General features: G+C 71.9%; 28 protein-coding genes and 1 pseudogene. 20 read left to right on the plus strand and 9 right to left on the minus strand.

Features of this window, described 5'->3' with window-relative positions; translation table 11 throughout:
* The 3 genes from ACFZCY_RS33310 to era form a co-directional block, all read left to right on the plus strand.
* Positions 1-1,897, plus strand: a 1,897-nt coding sequence (locus tag ACFZCY_RS33310; protein ID WP_391181693.1) for an Ig-like domain repeat protein, incomplete at its 5' end; no start/stop codon positions are given.
* Between the two features lie 133 nt (positions 1,898-2,030).
* The gene (locus tag ACFZCY_RS33315) at positions 2,031-2,393 is read left to right on the plus strand and encodes a cytidine deaminase (RefSeq protein WP_370592946.1); all 363 of its coding nucleotides are present in this window, start codon (positions 2,031-2,033) and stop codon (positions 2,391-2,393) included.
* Between the two features lie 63 nt (positions 2,394-2,456).
* Entirely contained in the window at positions 2,457-3,419 is a 963-nt protein-coding gene (gene era / locus ACFZCY_RS33320) for a GTPase Era (RefSeq protein WP_391181698.1), read from the plus strand.
* A gap of 58 nt (positions 3,420-3,477) precedes the next feature.
* Here the strand turns inward: era and ACFZCY_RS33325 are convergent, their stop codons facing one another.
* Positions 3,478-3,744 carry a protealysin inhibitor emfourin gene (locus tag ACFZCY_RS33325; protein WP_391181701.1) on the minus strand — a complete coding sequence of 89 codons (267 nt, stop codon included), beginning with the start codon at positions 3,742-3,744 and terminating at the stop codon, positions 3,478-3,480.
* A gap of 28 nt (positions 3,745-3,772) precedes the next feature.
* On the minus strand, positions 3,773-4,855 hold the full coding sequence (locus ACFZCY_RS33330) for a M4 family metallopeptidase (RefSeq protein ID WP_391181703.1): 1,083 nt from the start codon (positions 4,853-4,855) through the stop codon (positions 3,773-3,775).
* Between the two features lie 312 nt (positions 4,856-5,167).
* On the opposite strand from ACFZCY_RS33330, the gene leuA reads away from it, so the two are divergent.
* Positions 5,168-6,946, plus strand: a complete 1,779-nt coding sequence (gene leuA / locus ACFZCY_RS33335; protein ID WP_391181705.1) for a 2-isopropylmalate synthase — start codon at positions 5,168-5,170, stop codon at positions 6,944-6,946.
* Between the two features lie 166 nt (positions 6,947-7,112).
* Entirely contained in the window at positions 7,113-7,826 is a 714-nt protein-coding gene (locus tag ACFZCY_RS33340; RefSeq protein WP_391181707.1) for a TerB family tellurite resistance protein, read from the plus strand.
* A gap of 285 nt (positions 7,827-8,111) precedes the next feature.
* Here the strand turns inward: ACFZCY_RS33340 and ACFZCY_RS33345 are convergent.
* A pseudogene (locus ACFZCY_RS33345) lies at positions 8,112-8,165 on the minus strand (carboxymuconolactone decarboxylase family protein); the annotation flags it as partial.
* Between the two features lie 298 nt (positions 8,166-8,463).
* On the opposite strand from ACFZCY_RS33345, the gene ACFZCY_RS33350 reads away from it, so the two are divergent.
* The 4 genes from ACFZCY_RS33350 (at position 8,464) to ACFZCY_RS33365 (ending at position 11,765) form a co-directional block, all read left to right on the plus strand.
* A complete protein-coding gene (locus tag ACFZCY_RS33350; protein WP_391181710.1) occupies positions 8,464-8,931 on the plus strand; it encodes a MarR family transcriptional regulator in 468 nt (155 codons plus the stop codon).
* Positions 8,932-8,991: 60 nt separating this feature from the next.
* Positions 8,992-9,591 (plus strand): TetR family transcriptional regulator, encoded by a 600-nt coding sequence (locus tag ACFZCY_RS33355; protein WP_391181713.1) that lies wholly within the window; start codon positions 8,992-8,994, stop codon positions 9,589-9,591.
* 79 nt (positions 9,592-9,670) lie between these two features.
* On the plus strand, positions 9,671-10,879 hold the full coding sequence (locus tag ACFZCY_RS33360; protein ID WP_391181716.1) for a Cmx/CmrA family chloramphenicol efflux MFS transporter: 1,209 nt from the start codon (positions 9,671-9,673) through the stop codon (positions 10,877-10,879).
* Complete coding sequence (locus tag ACFZCY_RS33365) at positions 10,872-11,765, plus strand: NAD(P)-binding domain-containing protein (RefSeq protein ID WP_391181718.1); 894 nt, start codon at positions 10,872-10,874, stop codon at positions 11,763-11,765. The genes ACFZCY_RS33360 and ACFZCY_RS33365 overlap by 8 nt, the downstream gene beginning before the upstream one ends.
* Before the next feature lie 30 nt (positions 11,766-11,795).
* Here ACFZCY_RS33365 and ACFZCY_RS33370 read toward each other — a convergent pair whose 3' ends face one another.
* The 3 genes from ACFZCY_RS33370 to ACFZCY_RS33380 all read right to left on the minus strand — a co-directional run bounded on the left by ACFZCY_RS33370 (position 11,796) and on the right by ACFZCY_RS33380 (position 13,928).
* Positions 11,796-12,902: a hypothetical protein gene (locus ACFZCY_RS33370; RefSeq protein ID WP_391181720.1), complete on the minus strand. Its 1,107-nt coding sequence runs from the start codon at positions 12,900-12,902 to the stop codon at positions 11,796-11,798.
* Between the two features lie 103 nt (positions 12,903-13,005).
* Complete coding sequence (locus ACFZCY_RS33375; RefSeq protein ID WP_361481130.1) at positions 13,006-13,197, minus strand: YegP family protein; 192 nt, start codon at positions 13,195-13,197, stop codon at positions 13,006-13,008.
* Positions 13,198-13,265: 68 nt separating this feature from the next.
* A complete protein-coding gene (locus tag ACFZCY_RS33380) occupies positions 13,266-13,928 on the minus strand; it encodes a GNAT family N-acetyltransferase (RefSeq protein WP_391181723.1) in 663 nt (220 codons plus the stop codon).
* Between the two features lie 102 nt (positions 13,929-14,030).
* On the opposite strand from ACFZCY_RS33380, the gene ACFZCY_RS33385 reads away from it, so the two are divergent.
* The 3 genes from ACFZCY_RS33385 (at position 14,031) to ACFZCY_RS33395 (ending at position 15,388) form a co-directional block, all read left to right on the plus strand.
* Positions 14,031-14,240 (plus strand): helix-turn-helix domain-containing protein, encoded by a 210-nt coding sequence (locus tag ACFZCY_RS33385; RefSeq protein WP_055553048.1) that lies wholly within the window; start codon positions 14,031-14,033, stop codon positions 14,238-14,240.
* The gene (locus tag ACFZCY_RS33390) at positions 14,240-14,791 is read left to right on the plus strand and encodes a Clp protease N-terminal domain-containing protein (protein ID WP_391181727.1); all 552 of its coding nucleotides are present in this window, start codon (positions 14,240-14,242) and stop codon (positions 14,789-14,791) included. The genes ACFZCY_RS33385 and ACFZCY_RS33390 overlap by 1 nt, the downstream gene beginning before the upstream one ends.
* An 81-nt stretch (positions 14,792-14,872) precedes the next feature.
* On the plus strand, positions 14,873-15,388 hold the full coding sequence (locus ACFZCY_RS33395; RefSeq protein ID WP_391181730.1) for a GNAT family N-acetyltransferase: 516 nt from the start codon (positions 14,873-14,875) through the stop codon (positions 15,386-15,388).
* On the opposite strand, the gene ACFZCY_RS33400 is transcribed toward ACFZCY_RS33395, so the two are convergent.
* The gene (locus ACFZCY_RS33400) at positions 15,361-16,665 is read right to left on the minus strand and encodes a serine hydrolase (RefSeq protein ID WP_391181733.1); all 1,305 of its coding nucleotides are present in this window, start codon (positions 16,663-16,665) and stop codon (positions 15,361-15,363) included. The genes ACFZCY_RS33395 and ACFZCY_RS33400 overlap by 28 nt on opposite strands.
* Positions 16,666-16,894: 229 nt before the next feature.
* Here ACFZCY_RS33400 and ACFZCY_RS33405 point away from each other — a divergent pair, with 229 nt between their 5' ends.
* A complete protein-coding gene (locus ACFZCY_RS33405) occupies positions 16,895-18,184 on the plus strand; it encodes an amidohydrolase (protein WP_391181735.1) in 1,290 nt (429 codons plus the stop codon).
* Here ACFZCY_RS33405 and ACFZCY_RS33410 read toward each other — a convergent pair.
* Entirely contained in the window at positions 18,181-18,330 is a 150-nt protein-coding gene (locus tag ACFZCY_RS33410; RefSeq protein ID WP_391181737.1) for a hypothetical protein, read from the minus strand. The genes ACFZCY_RS33405 and ACFZCY_RS33410 overlap by 4 nt on opposite strands.
* Positions 18,331-18,799: 469 nt before the next feature.
* On the opposite strand from ACFZCY_RS33410, the gene ACFZCY_RS33415 reads away from it, so the two are divergent.
* Entirely contained in the window at positions 18,800-19,540 is a 741-nt protein-coding gene (locus ACFZCY_RS33415; protein WP_391181739.1) for a methyltransferase domain-containing protein, read from the plus strand.
* Positions 19,541-19,557: 17 nt separating this feature from the next.
* On the opposite strand, the gene ACFZCY_RS33420 is transcribed toward ACFZCY_RS33415, so the two are convergent.
* Positions 19,558-20,280 carry a Clp protease N-terminal domain-containing protein gene (locus tag ACFZCY_RS33420; RefSeq protein WP_391181741.1) on the minus strand — a complete coding sequence of 241 codons (723 nt, stop codon included), beginning with the start codon at positions 20,278-20,280 and terminating at the stop codon, positions 19,558-19,560.
* A 49-nt stretch (positions 20,281-20,329) separates the two neighbouring features.
* Between ACFZCY_RS33420 and ACFZCY_RS33425 the strand changes: the two genes are divergently transcribed.
* The 6 genes from ACFZCY_RS33425 to ACFZCY_RS33450 all read left to right on the plus strand — a co-directional run bounded on the left by ACFZCY_RS33425 (position 20,330) and on the right by ACFZCY_RS33450 (position 25,698).
* The gene (locus ACFZCY_RS33425; protein WP_391181743.1) at positions 20,330-21,793 is read left to right on the plus strand and encodes an oxidoreductase; all 1,464 of its coding nucleotides are present in this window, start codon (positions 20,330-20,332) and stop codon (positions 21,791-21,793) included.
* Between the two features lie 143 nt (positions 21,794-21,936).
* A complete protein-coding gene (locus ACFZCY_RS33430; RefSeq protein ID WP_391181745.1) occupies positions 21,937-22,317 on the plus strand; it encodes a beta/gamma crystallin-related protein in 381 nt (126 codons plus the stop codon).
* A 2-nt stretch (positions 22,318-22,319) separates the two neighbouring features.
* Complete coding sequence (locus ACFZCY_RS33435; protein ID WP_391181747.1) at positions 22,320-22,493, plus strand: hypothetical protein; 174 nt, start codon at positions 22,320-22,322, stop codon at positions 22,491-22,493.
* A gap of 15 nt (positions 22,494-22,508) precedes the next feature.
* Positions 22,509-23,255: a DNA repair protein RecO gene (gene recO / locus ACFZCY_RS33440; RefSeq protein ID WP_063734250.1), complete on the plus strand. Its 747-nt coding sequence runs from the start codon at positions 22,509-22,511 to the stop codon at positions 23,253-23,255.
* A 45-nt stretch (positions 23,256-23,300) separates the two neighbouring features.
* Positions 23,301-24,185 (plus strand): isoprenyl transferase, encoded by an 885-nt coding sequence (locus ACFZCY_RS33445; RefSeq protein ID WP_391181750.1) that lies wholly within the window; start codon positions 23,301-23,303, stop codon positions 24,183-24,185.
* A 73-nt stretch (positions 24,186-24,258) separates the two neighbouring features.
* Positions 24,259-25,698, plus strand: coding sequence for a cytochrome P450 (locus tag ACFZCY_RS33450; protein WP_391181752.1), 1,440 nt, complete (start codon positions 24,259-24,261; stop codon positions 25,696-25,698).
* Positions 25,699-25,872: the final 174 nt, after the last annotated feature.

Below are 25,872 nucleotides of genomic sequence, written 5' to 3' on the forward strand. Positions count from 1 at the left end.
ACGGACCAGTGCGATTCCCGTGGGGACGCACACCGTCACGGCCACCTACGGGGGCAACACCGGCGTCGCGGGCTCCACGGGGACCACGACCGTGACGGTGGGCCAGGCGGCGTCGACCACCACGGTTCTCCCCTCCCTGCCCGCCGTGTGCGGTGAGCCGGTGACCCTGTGCGCGCAGGTGACGACCGTGGCCCCCGGCACCTGTATGCCGACCGGCACGGTGACCTTCGTGGTCGCGGGCGGCCCGACGCTGACGGCGACGGTGAACGGCACCGGTCAGGCGTGCGTGACCACCAGCGCCATCCCCGTCGGCACGCACACGGTGACCGCCACGTACGCGGGCGACACCGGCGTCGCGGGCTCCTCGGGCACCGGGACGGTCACCGTCGCCCAGGGCACGTCCGCGCTGTCGCTGTCGGTGTCGCCGAGCCCGTCCGTATGCGGCGGGGCGGTCACCATCTGCGCCCAGGTGACGGTGGCTCCGCCCAGCACCTGCGTCCCGACCGGGACCGTGACGTTCGTGATCTCGGGCGGTCCGACGCTCACGGCGACCCTGGACGGCACCGGCATGGCCTGCGTGACCACCGGCGCGATCCCGGTCGGCACGCACACGGTCACGGCCACCTACGCGGGGGACTCCGGCGTCGCGGGCTCGACCGCCTCGACCCCGGTCACGGTGAACCCGGCGTCGTCCACCACCACGGTGTCCGTGACGCCCTCCCCGTCGGTCTGCGGCCAGCCGGTGACGATCTGCGCCCAGGTGGCGACCGTGCCGCCGGGCACCTGCGCCCCGACCGGCACGGTGACCTTCGTGATCTCGGGCGGCCCGACCCTCACGGCCACGGTCGGCGCCACCGGCCAGGCCTGCGTCTCCACCAGCGCCATCCCCGTCGGCACCCACACGGTGACGGCGACCTACGGGGGAGGCGGCGGCGTCGCGCCCTCCACGGGCACCGGCTCGGTCACCGTCAACCAGGCCACCTCCTCGACGGCGCTGACGATCACGCCCAACCCGTCCGTGTGCAGCCAGTCCGTGACGATCTGCGCCCAGGTGACGGTCGCGTCCCCGGGCACCTGCACCCCGAACGGCACCGTCACCTTCGCGATCAGCGGTGGCCCCACCCTGACCGGAACACTCAACGCGAGCGGTCAGGCCTGTGTGACCACCACCGGGCTCGGCGTGGGTACGCACACGGTCACCGCCACGTACGCGGGAAGCACCGGCGTCGCGGGGTCGACGGCCACCGGTACGGCCACGGTGAACATGACCAGCACCACCACCACGGTCACCTCCACCCCCAACCCCTCCGCCCCCGGCCAGACGGTGGCCTTCACCGCCACCGTGGCCCCGGTGGCGCCGGGGACCGGCACCCCGACCGGCACCGTCACGTTCGTGATCAGCGGCGGCCCGACCCTGACCGGAACGCTCAACGGGGCCGGACAGGCGACCGTGAGCACCAACGCGCTCACCACCGGCTCGCACACCGTCACCGCCACCTACAGCGGCGACAGCTGCTACAGCCCGTCGACCGGGTCGCTCACCCAGACCGTGTCCGGCGGGGCGACCACGACCCTGACCGCCACCCCGGCCCTCATCCGGCTGCGGTTCAACGGCCAGTTCGTCATCCCGACCCTCAGCGCCACCCTCAAGGACCAGTCCAACAACCCCGTCCCCGGCCAGACCATCACCTTCAGGGCCAACACCGCGGTGGGCCCGGTCGTCCTGGGCAGCGCGGTCACCAACGCCTCCGGCACGGCGACGCTGACCAATGTCACCGTCCCGCCGACGGTGCTGACCGCCACCACGTACACGGCCACCTTCGCGGGTGCCCCGGGCCTCAGCCCGGCCACGGCGTCGGCCTCGCTGACGTTCCAGCCCGTGCCGCTGCTCCCGTAGCGGATCCCGTACCCCCGCGCCGGGCCGTCGCCACTGCGGCCCGGCGCGGGCCCATGCGCGCCCGCGGTGCGTGCGCCCGCGAGCCGCACAACCGGTGTCACGCCCGGTCAGTGCCCTGTCAGAGCCTCGTCCTATGCTCATCCGTATGAGCGATGCAGCGCAGCTGGACCCCGAAGACCGCAAGATCATCACGCTGGCCCGCTCCGCGCGGGCCCGCAACGGCGTCGCGGAGGGCGCCGCCGTACGCGACGAGACGGGCCGTACGTACGTCGCCGGCACCGTCGCCCTCGACTCGCTCCGGCTCAGCGCGGTGCGCACCGCCGTCGCGATGGCGGTCGCCAGCGGCGCGAAGTCGCTGGAGGCCGCGGCCGTGGTGACCGAGGCGGAGACCGCCTCGGACGAGGACCGCGCGGCCGTACGCGACCTCGGCGGGGCCGGAACCCCCCTCCTGCTGGCGGGCACCGACGGCACCCTGCGCACCACACTGCCCGTCTGATCCACCGCCCCGGGGGCGGGGCGGGTGGACTGCTGGTCGGAGCGGGGCGGGGCATCGGGGAGAATGGTGGCCATGACTGCCGGTACTCCGTCCCCGACCGAGCAGCGGGAGACCCCGCACCGCTCGGGTTTCGCCTGCTTCGTCGGCCGCCCCAACGCGGGCAAGTCGACCCTGACCAACGCGCTGGTGGGGACGAAGGTCGCGATCACCTCCAACCGCCCGCAGACCACCCGGCACACCGTGCGTGGCATCGTGCACCGCCCCGACGCACAGCTGGTGCTCGTCGACACCCCCGGTCTGCACAAGCCGCGCACCTTGCTCGGCGAGCGGCTGAACGACGTCGTACGGACCACCTGGGCCGAGGTCGACGTCATCGGCTTCTGTCTGCCCGCCGACCAGAAGCTGGGCCCCGGCGACCGCTTCATCGCCGCCGAGCTGGCCGGGATCAAGAAGACGCCCAAGGTCGCGATCGTCACCAAGACCGACCTGGTCGAGTCCGAGCAACTGGCCCAGCAGCTCCTGGCCATCGACCGGCTCGGCAAGGAACTGGGCATCGAGTGGGCCGAGATCGTCCCGGTCTCGGCCGTCGGCGACCAGCAGGTGGGCCTGCTGGCCGATCTGCTCGTCCCGCTGCTCCCCGAGGGCCCGGCCCTCTACCCCGAGGGCGACCTCACCGACGAGCCGGAGCAGGTGATGGTCGCCGAGCTGATCCGCGAGGCGGCCCTGGAGGGCGTACGGGACGAGCTGCCGCACTCAATCGCGGTGGTCGTGGAGGAAATGCTGCCGCGCGAGGACCGCCCGGCGGACAAGCCGCTGCTGGACATCCACGCCAACCTGTACATCGAGCGCCCCAGCCAGAAGGGCATCATCATCGGCCCGAAGGGCCGCCGCCTGAAGGACGTCGGCTCCAAGTCCCGCAAGCACATCGAGGCGCTGCTCGGGACGCCGGTCTTCCTGGACCTTCATGTGAAGGTCGCCAAGGACTGGCAGCGCGACCCGAAGCAGCTGCGGCGGCTGGGTTTCTGAGAGCGGGGTTTCTGAGAGCGGGGTTTCTGAGAGCGGGGCTTCCGTAGGCGCCCGCGCGCTACGTGCCCTCCTTCAGGACCGTCCGCACCAGCTCGCGCTGGGCGTCGCTGAGGTGGGGGTCCGCGGCGTGGACCGTGCGGCCGTCCACCGTGATCTCGTAGTGGAAGCCGTCCGGGACGCCGCGCGTGGCCGCCGGGGCGCCGGATTCGACGGCCTGGTGGGCCAGGGCGGACAGATGGGTGGCGTCGGGCCGTCCGGTGGTGTCCAGATCGGCCCGGCGCTCGATTCCGGCGAATCCGCCGGAGCGGGTCACGGAGATACGCATAGGTCCATCAGTACCCCGAGGGTGAGGATCAGCGCGCGTCCAGATCGGTGATTCCGACGCCTTCCCAGGCCTCCCGCACCGCGTCCCGCTCCTCGCCGTCGCCGTAGCGGGCCTGCGCCGCGGCCACCGTGAGCCGGGCGAAGTCGGCGAACTGCGCGTCGGAGGACAGCTCGCCGCCGGTCAGGACGTCGTACCAGACCCGCCCGGCCTTCTCCCACGCGTTCCCGCCGAGGGCCGTGGCGGCCAGGTAGAAGGCGTGGTTGGGGATGCCGGAGTTGATGTGGACGCCGCCGTTGTCACGTGAGGTGCGCACGTAGTCGTCCATCGTGCCCGGCTGCGGGTCCTTGCCGAGGACGTCGTCGTCGTACGCCGTGCCCGGGGCCTTCATCGAGCGCAGGGCCACCCCGGTGACCCGCTCCGCGAGCAGCCCGGCCCCGATCAGCCAGTCGGCCTCGTCGGCGCTCTGGCCCAGCGCGTGCTGCTTGACGAGCGAGCCGAAGACGTCGGACATCGACTCGTTGAGCGCCCCGGACTGGCCGAAGTAGTCCAGGTTGGCGGTGTACTGGGTGACGCCGTGGGTCAGCTCATGGGCCATGACGTCGACGGGGATGGTGAAGTCGAGGAAGACCTCGCCGTCACCGTCGCCGAAGACCATCTGCTCGCCGTTCCAGAAGGCGTTGTTGTAGTCCTGGCTGTAGTGGACGCTCGCGTCCAGCGCGAGGCCCGCGTCGTCGATCGAGTGGCGGCCGTAGACCTTGAGGAACAGCTCGAAGGTCGCGCCCAGCCCGTTGTACGCGCGGGTCACCGACTCGTCCGAGGTGGCCGTGTCGCCCTCGCCGCGCACCTTCTTGCCCGGCAGCGCGTCCTGGTGCTGGGAGTCGTAGATGGTGCGCTGGGGCCGGTCGGAGGGCGTGCCCTCCAGGGTGGGGGCGGCGATCCCGCGGACGGTGGTGATCCGGCGGCGCGTGCGCTCCAGGGCGTCCCGCTCCAGGGTGCGGCGGGCGGGGTCGGCGAGGGCGGAGTCCTCGGCTTGGGAGAGCTTGTCGAGGACATGCGGCGGCACGATCGTGCAGAAGACACCGCGGCTGCGGGAGTTCGCGTTGACATCCATCCAGGCAATGTCGCACTGTGTCCACCGCTTGTCACGCCTTGCGGTCGTGATTGATGAAATCGAGTGGTTGATGGACATTCCTCCGCGCGGGATGCCGTGGTCCGCATAGTGATACGGGGCCCCACGCCGCGCGCGTCTCGGTTACGCTTCTGGACATCATGCGTTTCGGGCTGCTTCTTCTTAGCTGCCGCGGCGAGGGCCTGTAGTCGTAGGCCGACCCCCTCCCCGCGGAGTTCGGTGTTGCGGTGATTACGCCCCGTCGGCCGCCCCATGGACTTTCGTCCGAGCGGACATCAGAGGAGCCCACGCATCATGAGCACGTCCGACAATCCCGGTCAGCGCGCCGTAGGCCGTCCCACCCCCATTACCGCCGCGACGGTCACGCAGAAGCCTTCGGGCATGCCGATCCACAAGTACGGCCCGTACGAGGCCGTCGACATCCCCGACCGCACCTGGCCGAACAACCGCATCACCGCCGCGCCGCGCTGGCTGTCCACCGATCTGCGGGACGGCAATCAGGCGCTGATCGACCCGATGTCCCCGGTGCGCAAGCGCGAGATGTTCGACCTGCTGGTCCGCATGGGATACAAGGAGATCGAGGTCGGCTTCCCCTCCTCCGGGCAGACCGACTTCGACTTCGTACGGTCGATCATCGAGGAGGGCGCGATCCCCGAGGACGTGACGATCTCCGTCCTCACCCAGGCCCGCGAAGAGCTGATCGAGCGCACCGTCGAGTCGCTGCGCGGCGCGCACAAGGCCACCGTGCACCTGTACAACGCCACCGCGCCCACCTTCCGCCGCGTCGTCTTCCGCGGCACCCGTGAGCAGGTCAAGCAGATCGCGGTGGACGGCACCCGGCTGGTGGTCGAGTACGCCGACAAGATCCTGGGCGACGACACGGTCTTCGGTTACCAGTACAGCCCGGAGATCTTCACCGACACCGAGCTGGACTTCGCGCTGGAGGTCTGCGAGGGCGTCATGGACGTCTGGCAGCCCGAGGCCGGCCGCGAGATCATCCTCAACCTGCCCGCGACCGTCGAGCGCTCGACGCCCTCCACCCACGCCGACCGGTTCGAGTGGATGTCGCGGAACCTGTCCCGCCGCGAGCACATCTGCCTGTCCGTCCACCCGCACAACGACCGCGGCACGGCCGTCGCCGCCGCCGAACTGGCGATCATGGCCGGGGCGGACCGCATCGAGGGCTGCCTGTTCGGGCAGGGCGAGCGCACCGGCAACGTCGACCTGGTGACCCTGGGCATGAACCTGTTCTCCCAGGGCGTCGACCCGCAGATCGACTTCTCGCAGATCGACGAGATCCGCCGCACCGCCGAGTACTGCAACCAGATGCAGATCCACCCGCGCCACCCCTACGCGGGCGACCTGGTCTACACCGCCTTCTCCGGCTCCCACCAGGACGCCATCAAGAAGGGGTTCGAGGCGATGGAGGCCGGCGCGGCCGAGCAGGGCAAGACGGTCGACGACATCGAGTGGGCCGTCCCGTACCTGCCCATCGACCCCAAGGACGTCGGCCGCTCCTACGAGGCCGTCATCCGGGTCAACTCGCAGTCCGGCAAGGGCGGTATCGCCTATGTCCTGCGCAACGACCACAACCTGGATCTGCCGCGCCGCATGCAGATCGAGTTCTCCAAGACGATTCAGGCCAAGACCGACGCCGACGGCGGCGAGGTCACCCCGGCCCAGATCTGGGCGACCTTCCAGGACGAGTACCTGCCGACGGAAGACAACCAGTGGGGCCGGATCGCGCTGCGCACCGCCCAGACCTCCACCACCAGCGAGGGTACCGACGCGCTCACCGTCGAGGCCGTCGTGGACGGCGCCGAGACCGTCCTGACCGGCACCGGCAACGGCCCGCTGGCCGCCTTCTTCGACGCGCTGGCCGCCATCGGCATCGACGTCCGGCTGCTGGACTACTCCGAGCACACCCTGAGCGAGGGCGCGGCCGCCCAGGCCGCCGCGTACATCGAATGCGCGATCGACGGGAAGGTGCTGTGGGGCGTCGGCGTCGACGCCAACATCGTGCGCGCCTCCCTCAAGGCCGTCGTCTCGGCGGTCAACCGCGCACGGCGGTGAACACCCGCTGACCCTGTCACCCACAAGGGGCCCCGTTCACCACGCGAGGTGGGCGGGGCCTCGTGTTTGGCCTGTTGTCTCCGTTCGGGGTACTGACGGCGCATCATGGATGTGGCTAGCATCACGTCAACGCGGCAACGTGGCCGAAGCGTTATGGAGGTGTGACGTGGTGCACGCGCGAGCCCACCGTGACCGGGACCTGTGTGTGGTAGGCGTCCGCACCCTGTGGCGGACGGTCGGCGATGGTGAGTTCTTCTGCCCCGACTGCGGAGGCGACCGCAACTACCGCCGCCGCACCGGCCGCCGCCGCATCGTGGTGCTCGGCCTGCCGCTGCTGCCCCGAGGGCCGGTCGCGCCGGTCGTCGAATGCGCCGCCTGCGCGACCCGGTTCGGCACCGAAGTTCTGGACCACCCCACCACCACCCGCTTCTCCGCGATGCTGCGCGACGCCGTGCACACCGTCGCCCTCGCGGTCCTCGCCGCGGGCGGCACCGAGGCCACGGCGGTACGGCAGGTGGCGGTCTCCGCCGTGCGCGCCGCCGGATTCGCCGACTGCGACGAGGACCAGCTCCTCGCGCTCATCGAGGCGCTCGCCGCCGACACCGGCCGCCTGCCGGGCGCCGCCACCGGCGAGCGCGACGGCCTCGACCCCTGCGGTACGGCGCTCGCCATCGAACTGCACGAGGCCCTGGAACCCCTGGCTCCCCACCTCGCCCCCACCGGCCGCGAGGCGATCCTCCTCCAGGGCGCCCGCATCGCCGTGGCCGACGGCCCCTACCGCCCCGCCGAGCGCGCGGTCCTCGAAACGGTCGGCCGCGCCCTCATGATCTGCCCCGACGACACATCCCGCCTCCTGGCCGCCACCCGAGCGGCGTTCTAGGCGACCCAGGCGAACGGCGCGAGCTGCTCGTCCAGGGGCGCCCGGGTCATGCGGTTGGCGAGGGTGGACACGGTGTACGCGCCGATGCCGAGCACGACCTCGAGCGCGTTGCGCCGTGTGAACCCGCGCCAGAAAGGCGTTGAACACCTCGTCCCGCACGGCCCCGGCGCCGTCCATGACGGCGAGCGTGAACCCCCGCAGACATTCCAGCCGTTCGTCTCCGAGCGCGCGCTGCTCCCTGAGCGCGGCGATCAGCTCGGCGTCGGCGCCGAGTGCGGTGAGCTTTCCGGTGTGCATGGCGACGCACACATGGCATGCGCGGCGCGTGGCGATGGTCATGATGACCACCTCGCGGGCCAGCGGGTCCAGCGTGGCCGCCTCGAACAGCCCGCTGAGTTCTCAGAAAGCCGTCCAGCGCCTCCGGCGACTCGGCCAGCCGCCCGACCGGCGCCGGAAGGTAGCCGAGCCGCCGGGTGACCGTCTCCATGGATCGGCGTGCCCCGGGCGGCGCGGAGTCCGGGGTGTGGTCGGTGAACAGGTCGATGGGCATGGTGAATTCCCCAGGGGTCTAGGATCGACAACGTGGTTGTCGAAAAAGTAAACCTGGTTGTCGATCTGCGCTAGAGGTGTCATCGCCATGTCTGACGAGACCCCCGGATTCGAACTGCCGCTGCTGCTCTTCGCCGGTTTCCGCACCCTCATCGACCAGCTCCACGCCGAGCTGGCCCGTCAGGGTCACCCGGACGTCCGGCCCGCGTACGGCTTCGCCTTGCAGGCCATCGGGCGCGGCGGCGTCACCGCCGGCGAACTCGGCCGCCGCCTCGGCGTCTCCAAGCAGGCCGCGGGCAAGACCGCCGACCGGCTGGTGGCGCTGGGGTACGCCGTACGGGCCGACGACCCCGCCGACGCGCGCCGTAAGGTCATCCGGCTCACCGCGCACGGCGTCGACGCCCTGGCCCGCTCAGCGGCCATTTTCGAGGAGCTGCGCGGTCAGTGGGCCGCGGCCCTCGGCCCCGACCGCCTGCGGGTCCTCGAGGCGGACCTGCGGGTCGTGGCCCCCGGGGCCGGCTTCCCCCTCGATGTACCCGGCTGGTTCGGCGCGTGAGGTGGTGGGCGGTCCGCGAGCGTTGTTGACTGACCATTACAGAACTGTCATGATGGGGCCATGGCCCGCCCCAAGGAATTCGACCCCGATCATGTGCTCGACGCCGCCATGGATGCCTTCTGGGGCAAGGGGTATGCGGCGACCTCGGCCCAGGATCTGGTGGACAGCACCGGATTGGGGCGGGGGAGTCTGTACCACGCGTTCTCGGGCAAGCATCACCTGTTCATGGAGGTGTTGCGGCGCTACGAGCAGCGGTGGACGGCCCGGCAGCAGGAAGTGCTCGACGGTGAGGGCGGTATCCGGGAGCGAATCGGCAGGGTGCTGATGTCGGTGGTCGACGAGGAGGTCGCCGAGGGGGCCGCCTCGGCGGGCGTGGAGGCGGGGCGGCGCGGGTGTCTGGCGGTGAACGCGGCGATCGAGCTGGCCGGGCGGGATCCGGAGGTCACCGCTCAGGTCGAGCGCAACTTCACGCGCATGGAGGAGATCCTGCGTTCGGCGATTCACCGGGCGCAGCTGGACGGCGAGATCGCCAGGGACAAGGACCCGGGCGCACTGGCTCAGTTCACGCTCAACTCCATGTACGGGCTGCGCGTCCTGGGCAAGACCGCCGACCGGAAGACGCTGGCCGGGGTGGTGGAGACCGTTCTGCAGGCGCTGTGACCCGTGGGCGTCCGAAGAGGCGCCCTTCTTTTGGGTTTGTTTTGTACCGAACGTTAAACTATCGAGGAGTGGAGTCATCATGCCGCTGGGGGTGTACGTCCTCGGTCTGACCGTCTTCTGCATCGGAACGACCGAGTTCATGATCTCCGGGCTGCTGCCCGACCTGGCCGGGGATCTGTCGGTGTCCATCCCCACCGTCGGTCTGCTGATCTCCGGTTACGCACTGGGAGTCGTGATCGGCGGCCCCGTGCTGACCGTCGCCCTGTTGCGGGTCAACCGCAAGGCGGCCCTCCTCGGCTTGCTGGTGGTGTTCATCGCCGGTCAGACCGCCGGGGCCATGGCCCCGGGGTACGGGGTGCTCATGGCGGCGAGGGTGATCGCCGCGCTGGCCCAGGGCGCGTTCTTCGGCATCGGCTCGGTGGTGGCGGTCGACCTGGCGGGGCCACGGAACCGGGGCAGAGCGCTCGCGGTGATGTTCGCCGGGCTGACGGTGGCCAATGTCGTCGGCGTTCCGGCGGGCACCTTGCTGAGCCAGCACGCCGGCTGGCGCGTCAGCTTCTGGGCGGTGGACGCGCTGGCGGTCCTCGCGCTCCTCGGGGTGCGATTCCTGGTGCCGCGGCTCCCGGAGCGTCCGCACCCGGGGATCGGAGCCGAGCTGTCCGCCTTCCGTAACTCCCGGGTGTGGGTGGCGCTGGCCACGTCCATGCTGGCCCAGGCGGCGATCTTCTGCTGCTTCAGCTATCTGTCGCCGCTGTTCACCGAGGTCACCGGCTTCTCGCCGGCGCTGGTGCCCGCACTCCTGGTGCTGTTCGGCATCGGCTGTTTCCTGGGCAGCCTGATCGGCGGCCGGTTCGCCGACCGGCACCCGCTCGCCAATCTGTACGTGGGCATCGGCGCGATGGCGGCCGTACTGGCCCTCTTCACCGTCACGTCCCACGGCAAGGCCGCCGCGGTCGTCACCACGACGGTCTTCGGCGTCGCGGCCTTCTCCATCAACCCTGCCCTCCAGGCTCAGGTGATGCGCGAGGCCGGGGACGCCCCGACGCTCGCCACCACGACCAACACCTCGGCGTTCAACGTCGGGAACACGATCGGCCCGTGGGTCGGCGGCAGCGTCATCGACGCGGGGCTCGGCTTCACCGCACCGGCCTGGGCGGGCGCGCTGCTCGCCGTGGCGGGGCTCGCCGCGGCCCTGGTGTCCGGTGCGCTCGGCCGCCGTACGGCCCCCCGGCCGGCCCTCCCCAATGTTTCCGTTTCTCATCGTGTCAAGGAGTACGAACATGACTGAACCGACCACCGGCCGGGCGGCCGTCGCCGTCCTGGGGACGGGCATCATCGGCGCGCCCATCGCCCGCAACCTGGCGAAGAACGGTCATCGCGTCCGGGTGTGGAACCGCACCCGCGGCAAGGCGGAGGCCCTGGCCGCCGACGGCGTGCAGGTCGCCGACACCCCCGGCGACGCGGTGCGGGGCGCCGACATCGTGCTGACCGTGCTCACCGACGGGCCGCAGGTGCTGGAGACGATCCGCGCCGCGACGCCGGGCCTGCGCGAGGGCACGGTGTGGGTGCAGGTCAGCACGGTGGGCGAAGCCGTCGACGAACTGGCCGCCTTCGCCCGCGCCCAAGGGCTGGTCTTCGTCGACGCGCCGGTCCAGGGCACCCGCCGGCCGGCCGAGAACGGGCAGCTCGTCATCATGGCGGCGGGAAGTCACGCCGTACGCGGCGCCGTCCAGCCGGTCTTCGACTCCATCGGCAAGCGGACGGTGTGGGTCGGCGACGACGGCGCGACCGGCGCCGCCAGTCGACTCAAGCTGGTCCTCACCACCTGGGTGATCGCCCTGACCCACGGGGTGGGAGAAGCGCTCGCGCTCGCCGCGGGGCTCGGCGTCGATCCCCGGCACTTCATCGACGTGGTCTCCGGTGGCCCGATGGACAACGGGTACTTCCAGGGCAAGTCCTCCGCCATCCTCTCCGGCGACTACACGCCCAGCTTCTCCGTGGAGAACGCGGAGAAGGACGCCCGCCTGGTGCTGGAAGCAGCGGACCGCGTGGGGATCCGGATGGATACGGTCGAGGCCGGACGGGCCCGCTTCCGGCGCGCGTCCCAACAGGGCCACGGGGCGCAGGACATGGCGGCGGGCTACTTCGCGGCGTTCCCCACGGGGGAGGCGTAACGATCCGGGCGCGCCACGTCGGGGCGGGCCTCAGCCCGTCCCCGGCGCGCCCCAGCCCTTTCGGTACGCGGCCCAGTCCGCGTCCGTGGCGGCGAAGTCCACGTACAGGGCCACCCCGAATCGCTGCCGCCCGCGGTCCTCGCGGCCGAGGCCGAGGCGGGTGCCGCGGATGGCGGCGGGGACGGTTTCGGCCCAGGCGTGGCGGCCCCAGTTGTTGGTGTGGTAGCCGGGCAGGCCCATCAGGAGGTCGGTTCCCGGTGGGGTGACCCGGAGGGCGAGTTCCGTCTGCTGGGCCACGTAGCCGCCGTACAGGCTCTCCAGCGGCGTCGACGTGTCGTACGACATGACCGCGATCTGGTCGACCCGCCGCGCCACCTCTCCGAAGAACGCCTGTGACCACCACTTGGGGTGGCCGGTGAAGAAGCCCGCCACCGAGTGCAGGGCGGGCAGCGGGTCGATCTGGTGGGCGGCGACGGAGAGCGGGGCGCGGCGGGCGCGGGTGAGGGCGTGGAGGTCGTCGAGGAGGGTGAGGTAGTCGCGGTCGCCGGAGTGCAGCGGCTCCAGGTCGAAGTGGACGCCGTCGAAGCCCGCGTCGAGCACTTGACGGGCGGAGCGCACCACATGGGCCCGGCTGCGCGGGTCGGTGAGCCGCAGCCCGGTCGGGCCCTCGGTGGCCAGGACGTCGCCGAGCCACGCCTGTACGCGGACGCCGGGCAGTTCGCGGTGGACGGCCTTCAGCAGCCACCCGGCGCGCGGGTAGCGCTTCGCGGGCAGGGTGCCGTCGTGCCGTAGCGGGCCCGCGTGGACGTAGAGGTCGTGGATGCCGGTGCCGCGTATCCGCCGGGCCAGGGAGGCCAGTTCGGCGTCGCCGTTGCGGCCGTCCACCCAGGCGTGGCCGAGCCACACCGCGTCCCGGCCGCGGGTGCGGGTGCCGGGCTCCGGATCGCCCGCGTACCTCACCCGCAGCGCGATCCCGGCGGCGAGCAGGGACAGCACCAGACACCCCACGAGGGCCGCCACGACGCGCTTGGGCCACCTCAGCCGGGGATGCGACCAGGAGCGCGCGGCTGCGGTGCGGACCCGCCGGAGCCGGGTGCGAGCCGCCGTCAGGGCCTGGGATATCGGGGGTTTGGTCACGCACGGGAGCGTAGCGAGCGCCGTACGGACACCGTCGGCCGTACGACGCGGCTACCGCGGCCCCGCCGCGCTTCCCGCGGCTTCGCGGGCCGTGCGCGCGGTCCTACGCCTTTTCGGTCGGGATCTCCTTGACCTCGGCCGAGGGCGCGTTCTTCTTGACCGACTCGACGCCTTTCTGGGCCGCGGACCTGGAGTCATACGATTCGCCGACCGCGATGATCTCGCCGTTGCCCGCTTTCAGGCGGAAGCGGTGCTTGCCGCGCTTGTCCTCATAGATTTCGAACTTGCCCGCCATGTGATGCCACCTCCACGGGTCGTCGCGATCCCCTCGAACCACCGTAAATCGGGCCATGCGTCATCGCATCAGGGACGCTCGGGGGCTGGGGTCGCGCCGAACATCTCCCGGCACGGCTCCAGCCCCCGCACCTCGACGGGTACGGTGCGCCGCTCCTCCCAGGCCGCGCGGTCCAGCCGCAGCCGCTGGAGCGTCCGGGCCTCGCCCCGTACGGCGAGCGTCCGCAGGCCGTCGGGGCGGTAGCCGAGGCGGCGCGAGACGCCCAGCGAGCGCCCGTTCTCCACGAACGCGCCCGAGGTGAGGCTGCGCGCCCCCAGCCCGGCGAACGCCAGATGCGCCACCGCCGCCCGCATCTCCGTGCCGAAGCCCCGCCCCTGGTGGGCGGTGCCGAGCCAGGATCCGGTCTCCGCTTCCCGCGTCACCGCGAAGTCGGCCGCGAGCAGGTCCTGCCGTCCGATCACCGTGCCCTCGTGCAGTACGGCGAGGCTCAGCGTCCAGTCCTCCGGCCGCCACTCGGCGATCGTGCGCAGCACATGCTGGAACGTCGCCCGCCCGCGCTCCTCCGGGGCGGCGTCGGTCCACGGCACGCTGAACGGCATCTCCGCCGGATCGTGCACCCCGCCCGCGGCGACGGCGGCCAGTTCGTCGGTGCGGGGGAGGTCGGGAAGACGCAGTTCGAGGCGCGGGGTGTGGATGCGGAGCCCGTAGAGGGGCCAGTGATGGGGGTCCATGGCGAGAGGTTGCCGGAGCCGCCGAGGCCGCGTCGAACCAATTACCACCACGGTTGTCAATCAGGGTTGACGAACGCCCGAGTGTCAACATAAATTGACAGCATGACCGAAGCAACGGATCTCGCCGCGCGCGCCGGCGACCGGGACCCCCGCGTCGGACTGCGCGCCGTCGCCGCGCTGCGCCGGCTGCTGGAGCAGCTGGAGGCCGTACAAGTGCGCAGCGCCCGCGCCAAGGGCTGGTCGTGGCAGGAGATCGCGGCCGAACTGGGCGTCAGCCGTCAGGCGGTTCACAAGAAGCACGGGAGGCGTTGATGTTCGAGAGGTTCACCACCAGTGCCCGCGAGGTCGTCCGCGGGGCCGTCCGGCAGGCGGACGGTACGGGCGGCGCCACGGTCGGCGAGCCCGAGCTGCTGCTCGCGCTCCTGGACTGTACGGGCAGCCCCGCCGCCCACGTCCTGGCCACCCTGGGCGCCACCGCACGCCGCGCCTCCATCGAACGCGCCCTGGCCGAGGCCCGCCGGCGCGGCGGCATCTCGGCCGCGGACGCGGAGGCGCTGGCGGGGCTCGGCATCGATGTGGACGCGGTCGTCTCCCGGGTGGAGGAGGAGCACGGCGCCGGCGCCCTGGCCGCCACCACCCCGCGCCGCCGCCGCTCCCGGGGCCGGTTCGACGCCGAGGCCAAGTCGGTGCTCGAACGGTCCCTGCGGATCGCGGTCGGCCGTGGCGACAAGCACATCGGCGACGAACACCTCCTGCTCGCCCTCCTCGCCCGCCCCGGTGTCGCCGCGAACGTCCTCGCCGATCATGACGTGACGTACGTCCGGGCCGAACGGGCCCTCGCCACCCGCGCCCGGGCGAGCTGACCGGACCTCGGCCCCCGCGGAGGGCTCCGTACCGCACAAATGCGCTTGCCCCGACCGCCGATCGACGCGCATCCTGTGCCGATGCTGATCCGACGAGAAACCCCCTCCGACATCGCCGGTGTACGCGACGTCACGGCGGCAGCGTTCGGCAAGTCGGAGGCCGCGGTCCCGGTCGAGGTCACCCTCCTCGATGAACTCCGTACCTGCGATGCCTGGTTGCCCGCCCTCTCGTTCGTCGCGACCGACGACCGCGGGGACGTGATCGGCCATGTGGTGTGCACCCGGGGCCACGTCGGCCCCGACCTCGCGCTCGGGCTCGGCCCGCTCAGCGTCCACCCCGCCCATCAGCGCCGGGGCGTGGGCCTGGCGCTGATGCACGCGATCCTGGGCGCGGCGGACGCGTTCGGCGAGTCCCTGGTGGCTCTCCTCGGCAGCCCCGCGTACTACGGCCACTTCGGCTTCCGCCCCGCGAGCGCGTACGGCATCACGGCCCCCGACCCGGCCTGGGGCGACTACTTCCAGGTCCGCCCCCTGACCGCGTATCAACCCAGCCTCAAGGGGCCGTTCGCCTACGCGGAGCCGTTCGACCGGGTCTGAGACCGCGTCTGGTCCATGGGCAGGAAGGTGCTCAGGACCAGCCGGTTCAGGTACGGGCTCTCGGCACCGGTCAGGGTCGTGGGGTTGATCGAGTAGACCAGGCGGCGGCTGAGGTCGCGGGTGGCGAACATGCCGCTGGTGTAGCCGGGGCGGGAGCCGGTCTTGCCCCATATCTCCTGGCCGTCCTGGCTGACCCTCATCAGCCCCATGCTGTAGCAGGCCCTGTTCTGCTCCGGGTCGGGGTTCTGTGCGCAGTTCTTGTTGTCGACGTTGGGCACATCCGGGACGGTGAACAGCAGCTTCTGCTGGGCGGGCGGCAGCAGGCGGCCACGGAAGAGCACGGTCATGAAGCGGTCCAGGTCGGCGGCGGTGGAGATCATGCCGCCCTCGGCCCACGGCCAGGCCGCCTGCTCGCTGATGTCGACCTGACGGCTGCCGCCGTCCGCTCCGGGGACCGTGAGATAGCCATGGGAGTGCGGCCCGGGCAGCCGCGCGTCGCCGATCTCGGGGACGTAGGTCCGGCTCAGCCCGAGCGGCCGGGTGATCCGGGACCGTACCTCGTCGGCGAACGAATGCCCGGTGACCTTCTCGACGACCAGCCCGGCTATGAAGGTGTTGACCCCGTTGTACGTCTGAGCGCTCCCCGGTGCGTACATCGGGGCGTCGTCACCGACGAGCGTCTTGACGAGGTGCTCGATGGGCCAGCTCCCGAAGCGGTGGTCCACGAACCACCGGCTCGTCCCGTCGCCCCAGAACTCCTGGCCGGCGTCCGCGTTGATGGGAAGCCCGCTGGTGTGGTTCAGCAGCTGACCGATGGTCACCTTGTCGAACCTGTCGGGCAGCAGGTCGGGCAGATAGTCCTGTACGCAGTCGTCCACGCTCAGCCGGTGCTCGGCCGCCAGCTGGAGCACCACGGTCGAGGCGAACACCTTGGAGGCGCTGCCGATCCGGAACGACCCGTTCGACGGCACGGGCTCCCCGGTCCGCAGATCCCCGACGCCGGACGTCCCCGTCCACCGCCCGTCACGGCCGGAGACCTGGGCGAGCGCCCCACTGACCTCGTGCTTCGGCAACTCGTCCAGGGCCTGCTGGAGCGCCTTTCCGTCCAGCGGCGGCACGGGCGCCTGGTGCGCGGCCGCGGCTACGGGCGCGGCCGTGGCCGGGGCTGCGGCCCCGGCCGAGACGACGGCCAGCAGCGCGGTGGCCGTCGCGAGGGCTCTCCACGAGGTACGGCGTAAGGACGGATTCACGGGCGGATGCACGTCGGGACGCTCCACGGGGCTCATGATCGGCCGGTCGTTCCGGCCTGATCACGACTCTGCCGAAGCCGCGCCCCCGCGGCCTCCGGAAGATCCCTGACCCACCCCCGGCACCACCCGGACGCGCCCCCGACGAAGGGCTGCCCCCACCCCTGAGCGGTGGCCAGCCGGATGGGCCACGGCGCGTGTGTGCGGCGATCGTGTCGTATCCGCTCGACGGACGTCGACGGACGACGAAGGGAACACGGTGAAACCTCTCATCGAGCGCGCTCTCACCCGCCGTACGCTGCTCGCCGCCGCGGCGGCAACCGGAGCCGGAACCGCGTGGGCAACCGCGGAGCGGGCCGCCGCGGGCGGCCGGCAGGCGGCGGTGGCGCAGGCGGCGGTGGACGCCGAGGTGGCGCGCCTGGAGCGCGGGCTGATCGCGCTACGGCGCGACATCCACCGCCACCCTGAGGCGCCCGGGCAGGAGCGCCGCACCGCCGGTGTGGTGGCCCGGGAGCTGCGGGCGGCCGGGCTGGGCGTCACCACGGGGGTGGGCGGCCATGGCGTGGTCGGTGTCCTGCGGGGCGTACGTCCGGGCCGGACCGTGGCGTACCGGGCGGACATGGACGCGGTGCCGCCCAAGGACATCATCGGTGGCGGCCCGGCGGCGGCCCACCTCTGCGGGCACGACATCCACACCGCGGTGGCCCTCGGCGTCGCGCGGGTCCTGGCGCGCCTGCGGCAGCACCTGAGCGGAACGGTGGTGTTCCTCTTCCAGCCCGCCGAGGAGGCGCTGTCCGGGGCCCGCGCGCTGATCGGCGCGGGGGCGCTGGAGCGCACCGGCGTCGAGGAGATCCACGCGCTGCACTGCGGGCCGTTCCCCGTCGGCCGGTTCGCCGTGACCCCGGGCTACGGGCTGCCGGGCCAGGACAAGGCGGAGGTGACGCTCCCGGGGCCGGACGCGCCGGGGGCCGCGGGGCGCTCGGCCGCCGAGATCGCCGCACTCGCCACCGTCGCTCAGCCGCAGACCCCGGCCGACCTGGAGCGGCTGGTCGCCGACGCCCAGGTGCCGGGCGGGCCGCTGGCCCGGTTCGTCGCCGTCCGGGCCACCGCGCGGGAGGACACGGTGAGCGTGTCCTCCCGCTGCTGGCCGGAGGAGCGGTACCGGGAGGTCCGCGCGGACATCCGCCGACTGGCCACGTCGTACGCGGGGGCCACGGTGAGCTTTCCGGCCGAGCCGTTCCCCGCCATGGTCTGCCCGGAACCCGACGCCCACCGGCTCGCCCGCCGTCTGAGCCGCTCAGTCGGCCGGAACGCGGTGATCGAGCTTCATGCCGCGTTCCCGCCCTTCAGCGGCGAGGACTTCGCCCTCTACCTGGACCGCGTGCCCGGCACGTACACCTTCCTCGGCGTCCGTACCCCCGGCGCACCCATCACGGCCGCCTACCCGCACTTCCCCGGCTTCGCCCCGGACGAGCGCGCCATCGGCCTCGGCGTACGGGCGATGGCGGGCTGGATCGCGGAGCGGACCGCGGCTTCCGCCACCCTCTAGTCCCGGAACGAGCCGTCCGCCCTGCGCGCGTGCCGGGACAGCAGGTGCCCGCACTGCGGACAGTGCCGCCTGAAGCCCCTCTTGATCAGATAGCTGATGCCGATCGTGCACAAATGCATCAGCCCCACGGCCGCGTTCTCCAGCACCCGTCCCAGCCAGGACTTCGTACACCTCGCACAATCGCGGCAACCAGCCGCCATGGCGCCCTCCCCGGTCTCGGTTCCGTGGCATCCAGTGTGCGCAACCCGCCCCGCTCCACCGCCTCCCAAGTCCCGCCCGGCACGGGTTGTGACCGGACGAGGCCCGGTCCGGCACGAGGCCGTGACATCTCCCTCGGCACCGGGGCGGCCGTGCGTACCGTGGGGTAGGGGACACGGTGGGTCGATGGACCGTCGTGACCGGGGCACAGTGTGAGGAGGACCACCGGCGCGGTGCCCGTGCGCGCCCGCGTACGCGTCCCTCGGGCTTCCCCGCCAACTCGCCCCGGAGCGACCGGAAGTCGACCGTCCGGATACCCTGGGGTGGTCTTCCGTACCGACACGCCCACTGCCGGGGGTGGGCACCGTCACACGTCGAAGCAATGGCCAAAACCTGGCCGGTTTGTAGCGTCGTGCCATGGACGACTCGACCACCACCTCGCACGATCGTGTCCTCGCGCAGAGCGCTGCCGGGGGCTGGATGTTCTTCCTCGAGGCAGCCCGGGACATCCGCACCACCGGGGCCCTCGCCCCCAGCGGCAGGGCGCTCGCCCATGCGCTGACCGAACCGGTGCGCTCTCAGGCGGGGCGGCGGCTGAACGTCCTGGAGGCCGGTGCCGGTACCGGCTCGGTCACCCGCTCCCTCATCCACCAGCTCCCGGCGGGCAGCCGCCTGGACATCGTCGAGGCCAATTCCCGCTTCACCGACCGGCTGCGCCACCTCGTCCGGACCCACCCGAGCCTGGCCGGACAGCCCGGCCAGGCCCGGGTGCACCACGCGTACGTCGAGGAGCTGGACACAGGCCACCGCTACGACGCGATCATCTCGGGCCTGCCCTTCGCCAACTTCGCCCCCCACCAGGTCGAAGCGATCATGGGCCGGTATCTGGAGCTGCTGCGCCCCGGCGGCGTCCTGGCCTACTTCGCGTACCGCGGCAGCCGCCAGGCCCGCACCCTGCTCTCGCTGGCCTCCCGGGCCCAGGCGCGTCGGCAGCAGGCCGCTGAAGAGGTGCTGGCCGACTACCAGCGCCACTACGCCACCGGCCGCAGCACGGTGTGGGCCAACCTGCCCCCGGCCGACGTCTGGCAGCTCCAGCGCCCCGTGGAACGGGCCCCGGGCGCGAGCCGGGAGTCCGCCGCGGCCGCGGCGGACCGGTGACGGCCCCGCCGAAGCCGTTACGCGTCCGACGCCGGAAGCCCCGCGGCCTCCACCCCGCCCCCGCCCAGGGCCGCCGTGTCGGCGCCCGCCTCGCTCAGCACCGCCACGGCCACCCCGCGGTCGATCCGCGCGAGGCCCAGTAGCAGATGGTCGCAGTCGATACGTGCCGACCCCGCCTCCTCCGCCCGCTCCTCGGCGATGGCCATGGCCTTACGGGAGTACGGGGTCCAGGCGATCCGTTCGGCCGCCTGTGACGCGCCCATGCTCAGCCGGGCGCCGACCCGCCGGTGCACCTCGGCGGGGGAGGCCCCCGCCGAGGACAGCAGCCGCGTGGCGCTGTTCTCCTCGGCGGTCAGCCCCCACAGCAGGTGCTCGGTCCCGATGTAGTTGTTGCGGTGCTGCACCGCAGCCCGTTTCACATGCGTCATCGCCTGGCGCAGGCCGTCGGTCATGTTCTCCGGTGCGTAGCGCTTGTGGGGCGCGTGGAAGCGCTGCTGCACCGCTTGCCGGGTCACGCCGAGCGCCGTCCCGATGTCGGTCCACGAGCAGCCGTGCATGCGGCAGTGTTCGACGTAGTCCTCGACCAAGTCGTCGGCCAGCGCCTGTAGTTGTCCGGACACTCCGGCCGCCGCGGTCAGCAGCGCGAGCCAGTCGGGCTGTTCCTGGCCGCCGGGGCGGTGTGCGGTGCCGCAGGTCCGGTCGACTTCCGCGATGAGATCGTCCAGGTCTGGAAGCGTCATGAGGCAAGTACGCCTTGACAATTCCCAACTGTCAAGGCGTACTTGCCTCATGGTGCTCACCGAGCCGGAGCGGCGACTCCGCGAAGCGTTCGCGACCGGCGCCAAGGTCGATGTCCGGGACGCCGCGACGGCGGAGGAGCCCGAGACGGACGGCCCCGGCTGGGGCCCCGAGCGCACCGTACGGGCGGAGGTCATCCGCACCCTGCTCCTCGGCGGCGCCGACACCCGACCGGGCGAGACCCCGGTCGTCCACCTCGTCGGCGCCCGGGTGACGGGGCGGCTGAAGCTGGTCTTCGCGGAGGCGTGCTGCGTGCTGCGGCTGGAGAAGTGCTGGTTCGAGCAGGCGCCCCAGTTGTACGGGGCCGCGCTGCGCGTCACCGGATTCGGCGGGTCGTATCTGCCGGGGCTCGCGATCAACACCGCGACGGTCGCGGGCAACCTGGACCTGATGCGGACCCGCATCAGGGGCATGGTCAACCTGGCGAACGCCCGCATCGACGGCAGCCTGCTCCTCCAGGGCGCGTGGCTGTCCCACCCGGGCGGGGTGGCCCTCGACGGCTCGCGGCTGGAGGCCGCCAGCGGCATCGTCGGCCGGGAGGGGTTCCGCGCCGAGGGCGAGATACGGCTGCGGGAGGCGCGGGTGGGGGAGGCGCTGCGTCTGGAGGGCGCGTACCTCCACCACCCCGGCGGCGACGCCCTGTGCGCCGAGAGCATCCAGGTCGGCACCCGTATCGACTGCGGCGACGGCTTCCGCGCCGAGGGCGCGATCGCGCTGACGGACGCCACCGTGGGCCGGGCCGTCAGCTTCCGGGGCGCCACGGTCGAGCACCCCACGGGACACGCGCTGGCCGCCGGGCATCTCCAGGTCCCCGAACTGGACCTGCGCGCCACGCACTGGGACGGCGCCATCGATCTGCGCCACGGCCGCCTCGACGTACCGCACCTCCCGACCGGCCCGTCCGCGCCCGCCCTCCGCCTCGACGGCCTCACCTACCGGGCGCTGGAGCCGCACCTGCCCGCCGACCGTTGCCTGGCCCTCGTCGAGCGCGACCCCGACGGCTACCGCCCGCAGCCGTACCAGCAACTCGCCGCCATCTACCAGGCCATCGGCCACGACGACGACGCGCGCGCCATCCTGCTGGCCAAGCAGCGCCGCCGCCGCGCCACCCTGCGCCCCCTCGGCCGCGCCTGGGGCCGACTGCTGGACGCGACGGTCGGCTACGGATACCGCCCCTGGCTCGCCGGGCTCTGGCTCACGGCCCTCACCCTGCTCGGCACGGCGGTCTTCCGCGCCGCGCACCCGAAACCGGTCAAGCCGGGCGAGGGTGCCCCGTTCAGCCCCCTCGTCTACACCCTCGACCTGCTGATCCCCGTCGGCGGCCTGGGCCAGCGCAACGCCTGGTACTGGCCGGCCGGCCCCGTCCAATGGCTCGCCTACGTCCTGATCGCGGCGGGCTGGCTGCTGACGACGGCGGTCGTGGCGGGCGTCACGCGGGTGTTGAACCGCAGCTGACCGGCGGGCCGTCCCGGTCGTCCCACTTTGGCCGGTATATCTATCCATCGGAGGGAATGCTCTGCGGCAGAATTCATGATGAATCAACGCGATAGGGCATGTAGCCGAGATGATCCGGCCAGTCCACGAACGGGACCACGCGCATGAAGACGATGACCGCACTGCTGGTCGCGGCCGCCGCGACGACGGCGATTCTGGCGACGGCCCCGGCCGCACAAGCCGACGCGGCCGCGGGACACCTGCTGCTCGGAAGGGACCAGAGCCTCACGGGGACGGTGTGGGCCCACAGCTCCAGCATCGCCAACCTCGGCTCCTCGGAAGGCGACAAGGCGAGTTCGGCCAAGAACGAGGACTCCCTCGCGTGGGTTCTCTATGACGACAAGAACTACAAGGACCGGCGCTACTGCCTCACCCCCGGCCGGTACATCCGTGATCTGCACAGCGAGCCGTGGAACTTCGGCGACAAGGTCTCTTCGGTGCGTCGCCTGACCACGGCCAGCTGCGCCGGCTACCCCACCTTCTGACGTTGGCAAGCGGTAGGGCCGTGGCCGCCACGGCCCACGTCAGCGCCCTACCGCGGCCTGGGCCCACCCCGCACGGGTACGACGTTGTCCGGACCGTGATCGCCACGACCCCCGCCGCCCTCCGGGCGCTGGCCCGGGCCGCCAAGGGCGGGCGGATCGACCACCTGTTCCGCTGAGGGACAATAAACCGCATGAGTCTGTTCCGCGACGACGGCATCGTGCTGCGCACCCAGAAGCTGGGCGAGGCGGACCGGATCATCACCCTGCTCACCCGCAACCACGGCCGCGTCCGGGCCGTGGCCCGCGGGGTGCGCCGTACGAAGTCGAAGTTCGGCGCGCGCCTCGAACCGTTCTCCCACGTGGACGTGCAGTTCTTCGCCCGCGGTGGCGAGCTGATCGGCCGCGGGCTGCCGCTGTGCACGCAGAGTGAGACCATCGCTCCGTACGGCGGCGGAATCGTCACCGACTACGCCCGCTACACCGCCGGGACGGCGATGCTGGAGACGGCGGAGCGGTTCACCGATCATGAGGGCGAGCCCGCCGTGCAGCAGTATCTGCTCCTCGTCGGCGGGCTGCGTACCCTGGCCTCCGGGGAGCATGAGCCGCATCTCATCCTGGACGCGTTCCTGCTCCGCTCACTCGCCGTGAACGGCTACGCACCCAGCTTCGACGACTGCGCGAAGTGCGGGATGCCCGGTCCGAACCGGTTCTTCTCGGTCGGCGCGGGCGGGGTCATCTGCGGAGAGTGCCGGGTGCCCGGAAGCGTCGTACCCTCTGCGGAGTCGCTGACGCTGCTGGGCGCGCTGCTGACCGGGGACTGGGAGACGGCGGACGCATGCGAGCTGCGCCACGCCCGGGAGGGCAGCGGGCTCGTCGCGGCGTACTTGCACTGGCACCTGGAGCGGGGGCTGAGGTCGCTCCGGTACGTAGAGAAGTAGCACGAAGCAACACGGCAACGAAGTACACGAGGAGACGCGAAAGCCATGGCACGACGCGGGATTCTGGGCCGACAGCGGCGCGAGTACCGGGCCCCGGACCCGCACCCGTCCGGCGCCCGCCCGCCGAAGATCCCCGGCGAGCTGGTGCCGAACCACGTGGCCTGCGTGATGGACGGGAACGGCCGCTGGGCCAAGGAGCGCGGGCTGCCGCGCACGGAGGGGCACAAGGTCGGCGAGGGCGTCGTCCTGGACGTGCTCAAGGGCTGCCTGGAGATCGGTGTCAAGAACCTCTCCCTCTACGCCTTCTCCACCGAGAACTGGAAGCGCTCGCCCGACGAGGTGCGCTTCCTGATGAACTTCAACCGTGACGTCATCCGCCGCCGCCGCGACGAGATGGACGAGCTGGGCATCCGCATCCGCTGGGCGGGCCGGATGCCGAAGCTGTGGAAGTCGGTGGCCCAGGAGCTCCAGGTCGCGCAGGAGCAGACCAAGGGCAACGACGCCATGACGCTGTACTTCTGCATGAACTACGGCGGCCGCGCCGAGATCGCGGACGCGGCGCAGGCGCTGGCGGCGGACGTCCGCTCGGGCAAGCTGGACCCGTCGAAGGTGAACGAGAAGACCTTCGCGAAGTACCTCTACTACCCCGACATGCCGGACGTGGACCTCTTCCTGCGCCCGTCGGGCGAGCAGCGCACGTCGAACTACCTGATCTGGCAGAGCGCGTACGCCGAGATGGTGTACCAGGACGTCCTGTGGCCGGATTTCGACCGCCGCGACCTGTGGCGCGCCTGCCTGGAGTACGCCTCCCGCGACCGCCGCTTCGGCGGGGCGATCCCGAACGAGGACCAGATGAAGAAGGACCTGGAGAAGGGCCTGGAGAAGGGCTCGGAGGAGGACGTGCAGGAGGACGGCCCGCAGCCCGCGTAAGGTCGCTGTTCAGCCAGCGCTTTCGGCCTATAGTGTGGCTGCCCCGTAACGGGCCGCACTAAGGACATCGCACATGGAACACCCCCCGTCCGAGCTGGCCTCCCTGGCCGTCGAACCGCTGATGACCCGGGAGTTCGAGACCCGGCCCGCGTCGGTCTACGCACGGCTTCGGGGGCGGTACGGGCCGGTGGCGCCCGTAGAGCTGTACGGGGTCCCGGTGTGGCTGGTTCTCGGCTATCGCGAGGTGCGGGAAGTCCTGCGTGACGAGAGCGCGTGGAAGAAGGACGTCGACCGCTGGACGTTGCTGCGTGAGGGCCGAGTGCCGTCCGACTGGCCGCATCTGCCCGCCTATCAGGTCAGCCATCTGCTGCTGAGCGACGACCAGGAGCGCAAGGCGACGCGCGCCGCCGTCGACGAGGCGCTCGGTCCCTTCCAGGACACCGGGGCGCCGCAGTCCTGGGATCTGGAGAAGGCCATCTCCCGGCACGCCGACGAACTGATCACGTTCTTCGCGGACGGCAGCGACAGCGGATGGGTGGACCTGGGCGCGCAGTTCGCGCGGCCGCTGCCGCTGATGGTCGTCAACCGGCTGTTCGGCTTCCCGGTCGACCAGGGCGACGACGTCTTCATGGACTCGTGGCGCATGGTCGACGGTGGCCCGGACGCCGGTGCGGCCGTCGGGCGACTGGTGGCGGCGACGACCGGGCTGGCCGCGTACAAGCGGGAGAACCCCGGCGACGACCTGACCACGCGGCTGCTCGCCATCGACCCTCCGCTGACGCTGGAGCAGATCGGCCTCGAGCTGTACGCGATCCTCGTCATCACGTCCGAGCTGGTCAGCCACGCCATCACCAACAGCGTGCTGGAGGTGCTGGACGGCGAGTCGGGGGCGCAGGCCGACCTCATGGCGGGACCCATCGAGGAACTGGTCAACCGCGTGCACATCGCCTCGCCGCCGTGGGTCAACCTCACCGCCCGCTTCCCGGTGGCCGACACCGACCTGGGGGACTTCCGGCTCGCCGCGGGCGACATGGTCATCCCCTCGATCGCCGCCGCGCACGGCGATCCGCTGTTCACGACGACCAGCAGCTATGAGAGGTCGGTCAGCTCGCGTGCCCATCTGGCCTGGGGCACGGGGCCGCACCAGTGCCCGGGGCGGGAACTCGCGGACATGATCGTGACCACGGCGGTGGGCAAGCTGTTCGAGCGGTGCGACTTCGAACTGGGGCTGCCCGCCGACCAGTTGCCGTGGCGCTCGTCGACGTACGTACGCGGCCTGAAGTCCTTCCCGGTCCGGTTCCGGATGCGCGCGCGCCGGGCCCAGGCGTCACCGTCCCCCGCGCTGCCCGCGCCCGCGCCCGCACCGGCCGCCGGGCCCCCGTCCGCACCGTCCGCCGCGCCCGCGCCCGCACCCGTCCCCGGGCTGCCGGCCCTTGAGCCCGGGCCCGCCTCCCGGCCGGAACGGCCGCGCTCCGCGCTCTGGCGGTTCCTGGCGAGCCTGCGCCGGAGGTAGCGCCCGGCCCGCAAACGAGTCCGGCGCACTCTTTACTCGTTGTAGAGCCCACATTGAACGGGCCATGATCAACGTCGTCCTAGTACTGCAACGGTGCTTGCCGTGACTGGTGGCCAGCTCAGTCGTTGGTGTGGTTATGGGTGGAGACCTTGCTGATGTCAGGTTGTGGGCGGG

The sequence above is a fragment of the Streptomyces sp. NPDC007983 genome (assembly GCF_042958345.1).
GTDB lineage: Bacteria > Actinomycetota > Actinomycetes > Streptomycetales > Streptomycetaceae > Streptomyces.

What these genes read in the sequence shown, in the direction of transcription:
- ACFZCY_RS33450 (WP_391181752.1), top strand. Translation starts at nt 24,259, where the DNA reads ATGGAACACCCCCCGTCCGAGCTGGCCTCCCTGGCCGTCGAACCGCTG.
- ACFZCY_RS33355 (WP_391181713.1), top strand. Translation starts at nt 8,992, where the DNA reads ATGGCCCGCCCCAAGGAATTCGACCCCGATCATGTGCTCGACGCCGCC.
- ACFZCY_RS33325 (WP_391181701.1), bottom strand. Translation starts at nt 3,744, where the DNA reads ATGCGTATCTCCGTGACCCGCTCCGGCGGATTCGCCGGAATCGAGCGC.
- ACFZCY_RS33425 (WP_391181743.1), top strand. Translation starts at nt 20,330, where the DNA reads ATGGTGCTCACCGAGCCGGAGCGGCGACTCCGCGAAGCGTTCGCGACC.
- ACFZCY_RS33360 (WP_391181716.1), top strand. Translation starts at nt 9,671, where the DNA reads ATGCCGCTGGGGGTGTACGTCCTCGGTCTGACCGTCTTCTGCATCGGA.
- ACFZCY_RS33315 (WP_370592946.1), top strand. Translation starts at nt 2,031, where the DNA reads ATGCTCATCCGTATGAGCGATGCAGCGCAGCTGGACCCCGAAGACCGC.
- recO (WP_063734250.1), top strand. Translation starts at nt 22,509, where the DNA reads ATGAGTCTGTTCCGCGACGACGGCATCGTGCTGCGCACCCAGAAGCTG.
- ACFZCY_RS33445 (WP_391181750.1), top strand. Translation starts at nt 23,301, where the DNA reads ATGGCACGACGCGGGATTCTGGGCCGACAGCGGCGCGAGTACCGGGCC.
- ACFZCY_RS33395 (WP_391181730.1), top strand. Translation starts at nt 14,873, where the DNA reads ATGCTGATCCGACGAGAAACCCCCTCCGACATCGCCGGTGTACGCGAC.
- ACFZCY_RS33375 (WP_361481130.1), bottom strand. Translation starts at nt 13,197, where the DNA reads ATGGCGGGCAAGTTCGAAATCTATGAGGACAAGCGCGGCAAGCACCGC.
- ACFZCY_RS33415 (WP_391181739.1), top strand. Translation starts at nt 18,800, where the DNA reads ATGGACGACTCGACCACCACCTCGCACGATCGTGTCCTCGCGCAGAGC.
- ACFZCY_RS33380 (WP_391181723.1), bottom strand. Translation starts at nt 13,928, where the DNA reads ATGGACCCCCATCACTGGCCCCTCTACGGGCTCCGCATCCACACCCCG.
- ACFZCY_RS33430 (WP_391181745.1), top strand. Translation starts at nt 21,937, where the DNA reads ATGAAGACGATGACCGCACTGCTGGTCGCGGCCGCCGCGACGACGGCG.
- ACFZCY_RS33330 (WP_391181703.1), bottom strand. Translation starts at nt 4,855, where the DNA reads ATGGATGTCAACGCGAACTCCCGCAGCCGCGGTGTCTTCTGCACGATC.
- leuA (WP_391181705.1), top strand. Translation starts at nt 5,168, where the DNA reads ATGAGCACGTCCGACAATCCCGGTCAGCGCGCCGTAGGCCGTCCCACC.
- ACFZCY_RS33385 (WP_055553048.1), top strand. Translation starts at nt 14,031, where the DNA reads ATGACCGAAGCAACGGATCTCGCCGCGCGCGCCGGCGACCGGGACCCC.
- ACFZCY_RS33390 (WP_391181727.1), top strand. Translation starts at nt 14,240, where the DNA reads ATGTTCGAGAGGTTCACCACCAGTGCCCGCGAGGTCGTCCGCGGGGCC.
- ACFZCY_RS33350 (WP_391181710.1), top strand. Translation starts at nt 8,464, where the DNA reads ATGTCTGACGAGACCCCCGGATTCGAACTGCCGCTGCTGCTCTTCGCC.
- ACFZCY_RS33420 (WP_391181741.1), bottom strand. Translation starts at nt 20,280, where the DNA reads ATGACGCTTCCAGACCTGGACGATCTCATCGCGGAAGTCGACCGGACC.
- era (WP_391181698.1), top strand. Translation starts at nt 2,457, where the DNA reads ATGGTGGCCATGACTGCCGGTACTCCGTCCCCGACCGAGCAGCGGGAG.
- ACFZCY_RS33365 (WP_391181718.1), top strand. Translation starts at nt 10,872, where the DNA reads ATGACTGAACCGACCACCGGCCGGGCGGCCGTCGCCGTCCTGGGGACG.